Annotated in this window: 10 protein-coding genes; 5 read left to right on the plus strand and 5 right to left on the minus strand. The window is 68.2% G+C overall.

What is annotated here, in order from left to right; genetic code table 11:
• Positions 1-35: 35 nt before the first annotated feature.
• From mnmE to rpmH, 5 genes are all read right to left on the minus strand, one after another.
• Positions 36-1,400 carry a tRNA uridine-5-carboxymethylaminomethyl(34) synthesis GTPase MnmE gene (gene mnmE, locus EV684_RS18885; protein WP_132648844.1) on the minus strand — a complete coding sequence of 455 codons (1,365 nt, stop codon included), beginning with the start codon at positions 1,398-1,400 and terminating at the stop codon, positions 36-38.
• A gap of 82 nt (positions 1,401-1,482) precedes the next feature.
• Positions 1,483-3,141: a membrane protein insertase YidC gene (yidC, locus tag EV684_RS18890; RefSeq protein WP_132648845.1), complete on the minus strand. Its 1,659-nt coding sequence runs from the start codon at positions 3,139-3,141 to the stop codon at positions 1,483-1,485.
• 9 nt (positions 3,142-3,150) lie between these two features.
• On the minus strand, positions 3,151-3,453 hold the full coding sequence (gene yidD, locus EV684_RS18895; protein ID WP_132648846.1) for a membrane protein insertion efficiency factor YidD: 303 nt from the start codon (positions 3,451-3,453) through the stop codon (positions 3,151-3,153).
• A gap of 1 nt (position 3,454) precedes the next feature.
• A complete protein-coding gene (locus EV684_RS18900) occupies positions 3,455-3,925 on the minus strand; it encodes a ribonuclease P protein component (RefSeq protein WP_132648847.1) in 471 nt (156 codons plus the stop codon).
• A gap of 67 nt (positions 3,926-3,992) precedes the next feature.
• Entirely contained in the window at positions 3,993-4,127 is a 135-nt protein-coding gene (gene rpmH / locus EV684_RS18905; protein ID WP_006299042.1) for a 50S ribosomal protein L34, read from the minus strand.
• 211 nt (positions 4,128-4,338) lie between these two features.
• Here rpmH and dnaA point away from each other — a divergent pair, with 211 nt between their 5' ends.
• The 5 genes from dnaA (at position 4,339) to queC (ending at position 12,009) form a co-directional block, all read left to right on the plus strand.
• Positions 4,339-5,769 carry a chromosomal replication initiator protein DnaA gene (dnaA, locus tag EV684_RS18910; protein WP_242478723.1) on the plus strand — a complete coding sequence of 477 codons (1,431 nt, stop codon included), beginning with the start codon at positions 4,339-4,341 and terminating at the stop codon, positions 5,767-5,769.
• Between the two features lie 225 nt (positions 5,770-5,994).
• Positions 5,995-7,104: a DNA polymerase III subunit beta gene (gene dnaN / locus EV684_RS18915; protein ID WP_132648997.1), complete on the plus strand. Its 1,110-nt coding sequence runs from the start codon at positions 5,995-5,997 to the stop codon at positions 7,102-7,104.
• Positions 7,105-7,235: 131 nt separating this feature from the next.
• Positions 7,236-9,725: a DNA topoisomerase (ATP-hydrolyzing) subunit B gene (gene gyrB, locus EV684_RS18920; protein ID WP_132648849.1), complete on the plus strand. Its 2,490-nt coding sequence runs from the start codon at positions 7,236-7,238 to the stop codon at positions 9,723-9,725.
• A 415-nt stretch (positions 9,726-10,140) separates the two neighbouring features.
• Positions 10,141-11,235, plus strand: coding sequence for a protein adenylyltransferase Fic (gene fic, locus EV684_RS18925; protein WP_132648850.1), 1,095 nt, complete (start codon positions 10,141-10,143; stop codon positions 11,233-11,235).
• 45 nt (positions 11,236-11,280) lie between these two features.
• Complete coding sequence (gene queC, locus EV684_RS18930; protein WP_132648851.1) at positions 11,281-12,009, plus strand: 7-cyano-7-deazaguanine synthase QueC; 729 nt, start codon at positions 11,281-11,283, stop codon at positions 12,007-12,009.
• The last annotated feature ends 103 nt before the right edge of the window (positions 12,010-12,112 follow it).

Here is a 12,112-nt window from a genome sequence, read left to right on the forward strand (position 1 = left end):
CGCGCGCGCGACGTGTCGTCCGGCGGGCGGACGCGCTACTTGCCGATGCAGAAGCGCCCGAAGATCTCGCCCAGCAGATCCTCGGTACCGAACTCGCCGGTGATCTCGCCCAGCGCCTGGTGCGCCAGGCGCAGCTCTTCGGCCAGCAGGTCCAGCGCCGCGTCGCGCTGGCCCGCATGGGCCTGGGCCTGGTTCAGGTGCGCCAGCGTGCGCTGCAGCGCAGCCACGTGGCGCGCGCGGGCGGTGAACAGCCCCTCGGCCTGAGGTTGCCAGCCGGCGCGGCGCAGCAGTTCGCGCCGCAGCACCTCCAGCCCGGTGCCGGCCTTGGCCGACAGCACGACACCCTCGCCCGGCGCCTGGGCCGCGGCGTCGGCCTTGTTGTGCACGTGCAGCAGGTCGGCGCCCTGCAGGCGCGCGGCGATCTCGGCTTCGGCGGCCTCGTAGGCGGCGTCGCCGCGGCGCGTCAGGTCGTGCACGAAGAGCACGGCGTCGGCGCCTTCGATCGCCTCCCAGCTGCGGCCGATGCCGATGCGCTCGACCTCGTCGGCAGCGTGCTCGCGCAGGCCCGCGGTGTCGACAACGTGCAGCGGCACGCCTTCGATCTGGATCGTCTCGGCGACACGGTCGCGCGTCGTGCCCGGGATCGGCGTGACGATGGCCAGCTCGGCACCGGCGAGCGCGTTGAGCAGCGAGCTCTTGCCGACGTTGGGCTGGCCGGCGATGACGACACGCATGCCCTCGCGCAGCAGCGCGCCCTGGCGGGCACGCGCCAGCGCGGCGCCGATGGCGGCTTCGATCGCGTCCAGGCGTTCACGCGCGCGGGCCTTCTCGAGGAAGTCGATCTCCTCCTCGGGGAAGTCCAGCGTCGCCTCGACCAGCGTGCGCAGGTCGACGACGTGCCGGGCCAGCGTGTGGATCTCGGCCGAGAACGCGCCGTCCAGCGAACGCGCGGCCGAACGCGCCGCCGCCTCGGTGCTGGCGTCGATCAGGTCGGCCACGGCCTCGGCCTGCGCGAGGTCGATCTTGTCGTTGAGGAAGGCGCGCTCGGTGAACTCGCCGGCACGCGCCAGCCGCAGGCCGATGCCCGCGCCGGCTTCGAGCACACGCGCCAGCAGCAGCTGCAGCAGCACCGGGCCGCCGTGAGCCTGCAGCTCCAGCACGTCCTCGCCGGTGTAGGACTGAGGCGCCGGGAAGTGGATCGCCAGGCCGCGGTCGAGCACCGAGCCGTCGGCGGCCGTGAACGGCAGCAGCATCGCCGTGCGCGGCGTCAGCGCGCGGCCGAACAGCGCCTGCACCAGCGGCGCGAGGTCGGGGCCGGAAGCGCGCACGATGCCGACCGCGCCGCGCCCGGAGGCGGTGGCGACGGCGGCGATGGGGTCACGCAATCGGGCGAGCAGCATCGGCGGATTCTCTCAGTCAAAAACGAAGCCCCCGCGGCTCGCGCCGGCGGGGGCTTCGGGTACGGCGGGCTTCAGCCGGCCGTCAGGCCACGCCGAGCTTCTTGTTGATGTACCACTGCTGCGCGATCGACAGCACGTTGTTCGTCAGCCAGTACAGCACCAGGCCGGCCGGGAAGAAGAAGAACATGACGCCGAAGGCCAGCGGCATGAACCACATCAGCCGGGCCTGCATCGGATCGGGCGGCTTGGCACCCAGCGCCACCTGCACCAGCGACGAGGCCGTCATCAGGATCGGCAGGATGAACCACGGGTCCTTGGCCGACAGGTCGGTGATCCAGCCGATCCACGGCGCGTTGCGCATCTCGACGCTGGACAGCAGCACCCAGTACAGCGCGATGAAGAACGGCATCTGGATCAGGATCGGCAGGCAGCCGCCCAGCGGATTGACCTTCTCCTCGCGGTAGATGCGCATCATCTCCTGCTGCATCTGCTGCGGCTTGTCCTTGTAGCGCTCGCGCATCTCCATGACGCGCGGGTTGATGGCCCGCATCTTGGCCATCGACTTGTAGGCGCTGGCGTTGAGCCAGTAGAAGGCGATCTTCAGCAGCACCACGAGCGCGACGATCGCCCAGCCCCAGTTGCCGATCGCCGAATAGAGCTTGTCGAGCAGCCAGAACAGCGGCTTGGACAGCGGCATCAGCCAGCCGTAGTCCTTCAGGTACTCCAGCCCCGGCGCCAGCGCGGCCAGCGAGGTCTCGAGCTGCGGGCCGACGAAGAGCTGCGACTCCAGCGCCTTGGTGGCGCCCGGCGCCACCTCGCCCATCGGCAGCACCATCGCGATGGTGTAGAGGTTGTCGCCGATCTTGGCGGTGCGGAACTCGCGCTGGCCGTCGATGTTGACGATCCAGGCCGACGCGAAGTAGTGCTGGACCATCGCCACCCAGCCGTCGTTGGCGCTCTTGTCGTGGCCGGCGTCGTTCTTGGCGATGTCCTTGAAGTCGATCTTCTTGTACTTGCTGGTCGACGTGAACATCGCCGGCCCGGTGAAGGTCGAGTAGAAGTGCGACTCGCCTTCGGGCGCGTTGCCGTCGCGTGCCAGCTGCAGGTACAGCTGCGGCGCGACCGGTGCCGTACCGCCGTTGACGAACTCGTGGCGCACGGCGACGGCGTAGTCGCCGCGCTTGAAGGTGTAGGTCTTGACCAGCGTGCGGCCGTCGACCGGCGCGGACTCGAAACGCAGCGTCAGCGAGTCCTGCCCGTCGGCCAGCGTGCGTTCGCCCGGGGCCGCCGTCATCGGCGTCAGGTGCGTCGGCAGCGCCACGCCGGCCTGGCCGGTGATCAGGCCGGTCTGGGCGACGTACTCGCGCGCGGCGACACGGTCCAGCAGGACGACGTTCTGGTCGGGGTGGTTGGCGTCGCGGTACTTCAGCAGCTCCAGGCGCACGAGCTGGCCGCCGATGCTGTCGAAGGTGGCCTTGACGAGGTCGGTCGTGACGACGACCTGCTCGCCGACGGCAGGCGCCGCGGGCTGCGGCACGGCACCGGCCGGGGCCGTGGCCGCGGAGGCCGTCGGCACGCCGGCGGAGGCGGCGCTGCCGGGCGCGGAGGCTGCCGTCGCGGCCGGGCGGGCCGGGCCGCCGAGCAGCGACGGCTGTCCGTTGTGCTTGTTCCACGCGTCCCACAACAGGAACAGCGAGGTGACGAAGACCACCCAGAGGATGGTGCGGCGGATGTCGGTCATAGGCTCGGTCTACTGGGCGTCGTCCGCGCCGGGGCGGACGAACCGGGTGAACAGTCCCCGCGCGGGGTTCGGAAAGCGCTCGGGCACAGGATCGCAGCCGCCGTCGCACCAGGGATGACAACGCAGCAGGCGCCAGACCGTGAGCGCACTGCCGCCGGCAGCGCCGTAGCGCTGCAGTGCGTCCAACGAATACTGCGAGCAGGTCGGCTCGAAACGGCAGGCGTTGCCCAGCCAGGGCTTGAGCAGCAGACGATAGCCGCGCACCAGCAGCACCAGCAGGCGCTGCGGCAGGCGCGCGAGTTCGTCGCCCATCTCAGTTGCGCCGGGCGCGGCTGAAGAGCTGCTCGAGTTCCGAACGCGCCGCCTGGCGCAGCGCGTCGGAGGCGGCGGACGGGAACTGCGCCGGCGCAAAAGGCGCCCGCAGCCGCACGACCCACAGGCCGGGCGGCAGGGTCTCGGCATGGCGCGCCATGGCGGCACGGATCTGCCGCTTCAGCAGGACCCGCGTGACCGATCGGCGGGCATGCCGCTTGGGCACGACACTGCCCAGCCAGCAGGCTTCGGGAGCCGGCGGGCAGGAGTCATCCACAGGCTGTGCATCGTTCTGTGCGTCGCCTGTGGACAACTTGGGCTGCACGGTGTGCAGCTGCTGCCAGCGGGACGCACAAGGCCAGCCGCTCACGTGGTGAACGGCGAAGTGAGTGCTTCGCGATCGACTGGGCGTCGCGAGCACTCTTTCGAAGTCGGCCTTCTGCACGATCGGTTGAACGACCGGACGCTGCACGGGACCTCGGCTGGCGGATCAGGCGGCGGCGACGCGTGGCGTGCCGAGCCGGCGTGACCCGTGCGCCTTAGACGGCCAGGCGCTTGCGGCCCTTGGCGCGGCGTGCATTGATGACTGCACGGCCGCCGCGCGTCTTCATGCGCACGAGAAAGCCATGGGTACGGGCGCGACGGATCTTGGACGGCTGGTAGGTGCGCTTCATGGTTCAGAGCTCTCTTTGGCGCTAGGGTGAAATTCGGAAAACCCACGATTACAGCAAGAAAAGCTTGCAGCGTCAACCAGTTAGCCGAGATGTCCCCAAGATGCACTCCAGGGGATGGCAGCACAGCCCCCGAAGACGATCTGTGGATAACTGGCTTGAAGAGTGCCGTCCGGTACGTAGAATGCGCCCCCTGCAAAAGAAGATTTCCACAATGACCGTAGATCTCTGGCAACGCGGCTGCGAGCGCCTCGCGACCGAGTTGCCCGAACACCAGTTCAACACCTGGATCCGGCCGCTGCCGCCGGCCCAGCTCAGCCGGGACGAGGCCGACACCGCGGTCGTGTCGGTGCGGGTGCCCAACCGCTTCAAGCTCGACTGGATCCGCGCGCAGTACGCCGGGCGCATCGAGTCGGTGCTCAGTGACCTCGCCGGCAAGCCGGTGCGCCTGGAGCTGACGCTGGCCCCGCGCAGCGAGGCCGCGACCCCGGCGCCGCTGCGCGCCAGCACCGGCTACGCGCACGCCAGCGTGGCGGCGCCGGTGACCAGCGCGGCCGCCGCCGCGGTGGCCGCGGTCAGCGCGCCCCCCCAGCCGCAGGCCGCCGCCCCGGCGCCGGCCGCCAGCCGCAACAAGCTGAACCACTCGCTCACCTTCGACACGCTGGTGCCCGGGCGCGCCAACCAGATGGCGCGCACCGCGGCGCTGCACGTCGCCGGCGCGCCGGGGCAGATGTACAACCCGCTGTTCATCTACGGCGGTGTCGGCCTGGGCAAGACCCACCTCGTGCACGCCGTCGGCAACGCGCTGCTGAAGGACCGCCCCGACGCCCGCGTGCTGTACCTGCACGCCGAGCAGTTCATCAGCGACGTCGTCAAGAACTACCAGCGCAAGACCTTCGACGAGCTGAAGGCCAAGTACCACTCGCTGGACCTGCTGCTGATCGACGACGTGCAGTTCTTCGCCGGCAAGGACCGCACGCAGGAGGAGTTCTTCAACACCTTCGAGGCGCTGCTGGCCAAGCGCGCGCACATCATCATGACCAGCGACACCTACCCGAAGGGGCTGGTGGACATCGACGAGCGGCTGACCAGCCGCTTCGACGCCGGGCTGACGGTGGCCATCGAGCCGCCCGAGCTCGAGATGCGCGTGGCCATCCTGATCAAGAAGGCGCTGGCCGAAGGCGCCGAGATGCCCGAGGACGTCGCCTTCTTCATCGCCAAGAACGTGCGCGCCAACGTGCGTGAACTGGAAGGCGCGCTGCGCAAGGTGCTGGCCTACAGCCGCTTCAGCCAGAAGGACATCAACATCGCGCTGGCGCGCGACGCGCTGAAGGACCTGCTGTCGATCCAGAACCGCCAGATCAGCGTCGAGAACATCCAGAAGACGGTGGCCGACTTCTACAAGATCAAGGTCGCCGACATGTATTCGAAGAAGCGCCCGGCCTCGATCGCGCGGCCGCGCCAGATCGCGATGTACCTGGCCAAGGACATGACCAAGAAGAGCCTGCCCGAGATCGGCGAGCTCTTCGGCGGCCGTGACCATACGACGGTGCTGCACGCGGTGCGCAAGATCGCCGACGAGCGCCAGCGCAACACCGAGCTGAACCAGCAGCTGCACGTGCTCGAGCAGACCTTGAAGGGCTGACGGCACGCCGCCGCCTGCCCGACCCTGGGGAAAACTCCGGGACAAGGTCGGAGTTGTCCACGCCGGCCGCGACGGCCCGCGAGTTGTCCAGAAAACGCATCCGTCCGTCCCTGCCACGACCCACAACGCTGCCCACCTGCTAAAGCGTTGTCGGAAAGGCGGAAAATAACGTTGTCCCCAGAAGTTGCCGTCGCCTACTACGACCACCAAGTTAAAGAGGAAGACATGATTGTTCTGAAGGCCGCCCAGGAAAAGTTGCTCGAGGCCCTCCAGTCGGTGGCCGGCATCGTCGAGCGGCGGCACACGCTGCCCATCCTGGCCAACGTGCTGCTGCGCAAGAACGGCCCGATCGTCGAGCTGACGACCAGCGACCTGGAGATCCAGGTGCGCACCAGCGCCGAGCTCGGCGGCGACGAAGGCCACTTCGCGACGACGGTGGGCGCACGCAAGCTGATCGACATCCTGCGCGCGCTGCCGGCCGAGCAGACCGTGACCCTGTCGTCGGCGCAGAACAAGCTGACGCTGGCCGGCGGCAAGAGCCGCTTCACGCTGCAGTCGCTGCCGGCCGACGACTTCCCGCTGGTCAACGAGGCGGTCGACTTCGGCCCCACCTTCAGCGTGCCGCAGAAGACGCTGCGCCATCTGGTCAACCAGGTGCACTTCTCGATGGCGGTACACGACATCCGCTACTACCTCAACGGCATCCTGTTCATCGCCGAAGGCAAGACGCTGACGCTGGTGGCCACCGACGGCCACCGCCTGGCGCTGGCCCAGGGCACGCTGGAGACCGAGGTGCCCAACCGCCAGGAAGTCATCCTGCCGCGCAAGACGGTGCTGGAGCTGCAGCGCCTGCTGAAGGACGAGGAGACGCCGATCGAGATGCGTTTTGCCGGCAACCAGGCCAAGTTCGCGTTCTCGGGGCTGGAGTTCGTCACCAAGCTGGTCGAAGGCAAGTTCCCCGACTACAACCGCGTCATCCCGCGCAACCACCAGAACGCGCTCGTCGTCGGCCGCGCCGCGCTGCTGGGCAGCCTGCAGCGTGCCGCCATCCTGACGAGCGAGAAGTTCAAGGGCGTGCGCCTGAACCTCGAGCCCGGCGTGCTGCGCATCGCGTCGTCCAACGCCGAGCAGGAAGAGGCCAAGGAAGAGCTCGAGGTCGACTACGCCGGCGACAAGATCGAGATCGGCTTCAACGTCACCTACCTCATCGACGTGCTGGCCAACATGCAGCAGGAGATGGTGAAGATCGAGCTGCAGGACACCAACGCGAGCGCGCTGTTCACGGTGCCCGAGCAGACCGGCTTCAAGTACGTCGTGATGCCGATGCGCATCTGAGCGCCTGTCGGCGCTCGGATGCGGCATCGGCATTTCATGCCTTTCCCTGAGCACCCCCCTGCCCCCCGCCGAGCGGGGGGTTCTGACTTGTTGATGGTCCCGGTCTTTGGGACCGTCTTGCGAAAGCGCCCATGAGCGATTCGAACCAAACCCCGCCGAGCGACTACGGCGCCAGCAGCATCCAGATCCTCGAAGGCCTGGAGGCGGTGCGCAAGCGGCCGGGCATGTACATCGGCGACACCTCCGACGGCACCGGCCTGCACCACCTGGTCTTCGAGGTCGTCGACAACTCCATCGACGAGGCGCTGGCCGGCTACTGCGACGACATCGTCGTCACCATCCACAGCGACAACTCGATCAGCGTCACCGACAACGGCCGCGGCATCCCGACCGGCGTCAAGATGGACGACAAGCACGAGCCCAAGCGCTCGGCTGCAGAGATCGCGCTGACCGAGCTGCACGCCGGCGGCAAGTTCAACCAGAACAGCTACAAGGTCTCGGGCGGCCTGCACGGCGTGGGCGTGTCCTGCGTCAACGCGCTCTCCAAGTGGCTGCGCCTGACGGTGCGCCGCGACGGCAAGGTGCATCGCATCGAGTTCAAGCGCGGCTTTGCGCAGGACCGCGTCATCGAAGTGCGCGACGGCTTCGAGACCAGCCCGATGAAGATCGTCGGCGAGACCGACAAGCGCGGCACCGAAGTCCACTTCCTGCCCGACGACGAGATCTTCACCCACGTCGACTTCCACTACGACGTGCTGGCCAAGCGCCTGCGCGAGCTCTCGTTCCTGAACAACGGCGTCAAGATCCGCCTCGTCGACGAGCGCAACGCGAAGGAGGACAACTTCGCCTTCGCCGGCGGCGTCAAGGGCTTCGTCGAGTTCATCAACCAGGGCAAGAAGATCCTGCACCCGAACGTCTTCCACGCCACCGGCGACAAGCCCAGCGAGCAGGGCACGACGATCGGCGTCGAAGTGGCGATGCAGTGGAACGACGGCTACAACGAGAGCGTTCTCTGCTTCACCAACAACATCCCGCAGCGTGACGGCGGCACCCACCTGACCGGCCTGCGCGCGGCGATGACGCGTGTCATCAACAAGTACATCGAGGACAACGAGCTGGCCAAGAAGGCCAAGGTCGAGATCGCCGGCGACGACATGCGCGAAGGCCTGGCCTGCGTCGTCAGCGTCAAGGTGCCCGAGCCCAAGTTCTCCAGCCAGACCAAGGACAAGCTCGTCTCCAGCGAGGTGCGCGCACCGGTCGAGGACATCGTCGGCCGGCTGCTGGGCGACTGGCTGCTGGAGAACCCCAACGACGCCAAGATCATCTGCGGCAAGATCGTCGACGCCGCGCGGGCACGCGAGGCCGCGCGCAAGGCGCGCGAGATGACGCGGCGCAAGGGCGTGCTCGACGGCGTGGGCCTGCCCGGCAAGCTGGCCGACTGCCAGGAGAAGGACCCGGCGCTGTGCGAGATCTACATCGTCGAGGGCGACTCCGCCGGCGGCAGCGCCAAGCAGGGGCGTGACCGCAAGTTCCAGGCGATCCTGCCGCTGCGCGGCAAGATCCTGAACGTCGAGAAGGCGCGCTACGAGAAGCTGCTGTCCTCGGACTCGATCGTCACGCTGATCACCGCGCTGGGCACCGGCATCGGGCCGGAGGACTTCAACGTCGCCAAGCTGCGCTACCACCGCATCATCATCATGACCGACGCGGACGTGGACGGCGCCCACATCCGCACGCTGCTGCTGACCTTCTTCTACCGCCAGATGTCGGAGCTGGTGGAGCGCGGCCACATCTACATCGCCCAGCCGCCGCTGTACAAGGTCAAGCAGGGCAAGCACGAGCAGTACCTGAAGGACGGGCTGGAGCTCGACGCCTTCCTGCTGAAGGTGGCGCTGGAAGGCGCCGCGGTGCTGCCCGACGGCCTGGCCGAAGGCGGCCGCCCGGTGCTGCAGGGCGCGGCGCTGGAGCAGCTGGCGCGCAAGTACATCGTCGCCAACAACGTCGTCGAGCGCCTGGGCAACTGGATGGACCTGGAGGCGCTGCGCGCCATCGCCAACGGTCTGGAGCTGGACGTCGACACCGCCGAGGCCGCGCAGGCCAGCGCCGCGGCGCTGCAGGCGGCGCTGAAGGACGCGTCGGTGGAGTTCCACACCGACCCGCGCACCGACAAGCCGCTGCTGCGCATCGGCCGCCGCCACCACGGCAACGTCAAGGCCAGCGTGATCACGCAGGAGTTCCTGCACGGCGCCGACTACGCCGCGCTGGCCGAGGCCGGCCGCACCTTCAAGGGCCTGCTGGGCGAGAACGCCGTGGTGCGCCGCGGCGAAGGCGAGAAGCAGAAGGAGCAGAGCGTCGCCGACTTCCGCGCCGCGATGGACTGGCTGATGAACCAGGCCGAAGGCGCCGTCGCCCGCCAGCGCTACAAGGGCCTGGGCGAGATGAACCCCGAGCAGCTGTGGGAGACGACGATGGACCCGAACGTCCGCCGCCTGCTGCGCGTGCAGATCGAGGACGCCATCGAGGCCGACCGCGTCTTCACGATGCTGATGGGCGACGAGGTGGAGCCGCGGCGCGAGTTCATCGAGAGCAATGCGTTGCGGGCGGGGAATATCGACGTTTGAGCGTCGGTGTTGTCGTAGGGCGCCAGAGTTTTTGCGACTGGCGCCACAAATACGCGACTGGCGGTCGAAGTCAGGGCGACTGGCCTACGGCCGGGCGTCTGTAGCTGGCGCCCGGACACCTTGCGGCATAGGCCTCGGCTGGACGACGACGGCAGGGCCCACCGGGAGCGCTAGCTGGCGGCGCACGGGTCCGTGGAGCCCGAGGCGCGATCGACTCGAACCCGCTTTGAAGCGCGTAGCCGTGGCGTGTCTTGAGGGTTGTTCTCCCTCAGCCTGAGCGTTGTCGTAGAAGGTGTCGATCGATGTGTCGACCAATATGTCGATACTCGGCCGCCAGATCGACATGTCCTGGCATCATGTCGATCGGACAAGCATGTCCCTCAGATAGGTCGATTTCCGCGCCAGCGTTCGACACATGACCTTCGACCCCGCCAAGCCCTACAACGAGCTGCCGGCACTTCCGCCGGTGGCGGACGTGGAGTCGCGGCCGGTTCTGAAGGCCTGCATCGCGGCGCGTGCCGCTGTCGCAGAACTCAAGGCGGCCGGGCGGCTGATCCCGAACCAAGGGGTGCTGATGAACTCCATCCCGCTGCTCGAAGCCCAGGCCAGCAGCGAGATCGAGAACATCGTCACCACCACGGATCAGATGTTCCTGTTCGACGGCGTCAACGAGGGCGAGGCGGATCCGGCAACCAAAGAGGCGCTGCGCTACCGGACCGCACTGTGGGAGGGGTATCAGGCGCTGAAGACTCGCCCCCTGTCGACGAACACCGCGGTGCAGATATGCCGCGCGATCAAGGGCGTCGACATGGACATCCGCAGGACGCCTGGCACCACGCTGAGCAACGACCGCACCCGGCAAGTCATCTACACCCCGCCAGAGGGCGAGACCTTGTTGCGCGAGAAGCTGGCCAACTGGGAGCAGTGGATGCATGGCAGCTTGCCAGGCACGGCGGAGATCGACCCGCTGCTGCGCATGGCCGCCGGCCACTACCAGTTCGAGGCGATCCATCCGTTCTCCGACGGCAACGGCCGGACAGGACGGGTCATCAATCTGCTCTACCTGGTCGAGCAGGGCTTGCTCGACATCCCGGTGCTCTACCTGAGCCGCCACATCCTCAGGAACAAGGCCGACTACTACAGCGGGCTGCAGGCCGTCACCGAGACCGGTGCCTGGGAGCCCTGGCTGCTGTACATGCTGGGCGGCGTGACGGAGACGGCACGCTGGACCATGAACAAGATCCTGGCCGTGCGCAGCCTGCTCGAGGAGACCACGGAGCGGATGCGGCGAGACGCCGGCCCCATCTACTCGCGCGAACTGGCGGAGCTGGTCTTCCTGCGGCCGTACTGCCGCATCACGCACGTCGTCGAGGCGGGGTTGGCCAAGCGCCAGACCGCGAGCGTCTACCTGAAGCAGCTCGCGGCGATCGGCATCCTGCGCGAGCACAAGATCGGTCGGGAGAAGATCTTTCTGAACCCGGCCTTCATCGATCTCCTGAAGCGCGACTGAGTGGGCGAGAGCCAGGGCGGCAAGCAGCAATCCGATGAAAACCCGATGAGCCAGACGACGCAACCCACCTCCGCCACCCGCCACGCCCTGGTCCTGTTCTCCGGCGGCCAGGACTCCACCGCCTGCCTGGCCTGGGCGCTGCAGCGCTATGCGCGGGTGGAGACGGTCGGCTTCGACTATGGCCAGCGCCACGCGATCGAGCTGACCCAGCGTCTGGTGGTGCTCGACGAGATCCGGCGCAGTTTTCCGCAGTGGTGCGACCGGCTGGGCGAGGACCACCTGCTGGACCTGAGCATCCTCGGCCAGATCAGCAGCACCGCGCTCACCGACGACCGCCAGATCGAACTGCAGGCCAACGGCCTGCCGAACACCTTCGTGCCCGGCCGCAACCTGCTGTTCCTGACGCTGGCCGCCAGCCTGGCGTACCGGCGCGACATCGACGTGCTGGTCGGCGGCATGTGCGAGACCGACTTCTCCGGCTACCCCGACTGCCGCGACGACACGATCAAGTCGCAGCAGGTCACGCTGGCGCTGGGCCTGGGCCAGCGCATGACGATCGAGACGCCGCTGATGTGGCTGGACAAGGCCGCCACCTGGGCGCTGGCCGAAGCGCTCGGCGGCCCGGCTCTGGTGGCGCTGACCGTGCAGCACACCCACACCTGCTACCTCGGCGAACGCGGCGAGCTGCACCCCTGGGGCCATGGCTGCGGACATTGCCCGGCCTGCGATCTCCGGCGACGCGGCTTCGAGGGCTACCGCGCGAAGATGCCCTGAGGCCGCGGGGCCCCTGCCGCGGTTTCTTGTGGCGCGCCATCGCCCGCTCGGCCAACACCTCCGCTGGCCGCTTGCCGCTGCCACGCCCTGCAGGCACGATCTG

This window comes from Rubrivivax gelatinosus (genome assembly GCF_004340905.1).
Taxonomy (GTDB): Bacteria; Pseudomonadota; Gammaproteobacteria; order Burkholderiales; family Burkholderiaceae_C; genus Rubrivivax; species Rubrivivax gelatinosus.

What these genes read in the sequence shown, in the direction of transcription:
- queC (WP_132648851.1), top strand. Translation starts at nt 11,281, where the DNA reads ATGAGCCAGACGACGCAACCCACCTCCGCCACCCGCCACGCCCTGGTC.
- dnaN (WP_132648997.1), top strand. Translation starts at nt 5,995, where the DNA reads ATGATTGTTCTGAAGGCCGCCCAGGAAAAGTTGCTCGAGGCCCTCCAG.
- yidC (WP_132648845.1), bottom strand. Translation starts at nt 3,141, where the DNA reads ATGACCGACATCCGCCGCACCATCCTCTGGGTGGTCTTCGTCACCTCG.
- mnmE (WP_132648844.1), bottom strand. Translation starts at nt 1,400, where the DNA reads ATGCTGCTCGCCCGATTGCGTGACCCCATCGCCGCCGTCGCCACCGCC.
- rpmH (WP_006299042.1), bottom strand. Translation starts at nt 4,127, where the DNA reads ATGAAGCGCACCTACCAGCCGTCCAAGATCCGTCGCGCCCGTACCCAT.
- dnaA (WP_242478723.1), top strand. Translation starts at nt 4,339, where the DNA reads ATGACCGTAGATCTCTGGCAACGCGGCTGCGAGCGCCTCGCGACCGAG.
- yidD (WP_132648846.1), bottom strand. Translation starts at nt 3,453, where the DNA reads ATGGGCGACGAACTCGCGCGCCTGCCGCAGCGCCTGCTGGTGCTGCTG.
- fic (WP_132648850.1), top strand. Translation starts at nt 10,141, where the DNA reads ATGACCTTCGACCCCGCCAAGCCCTACAACGAGCTGCCGGCACTTCCG.
- gyrB (WP_132648849.1), top strand. Translation starts at nt 7,236, where the DNA reads ATGAGCGATTCGAACCAAACCCCGCCGAGCGACTACGGCGCCAGCAGC.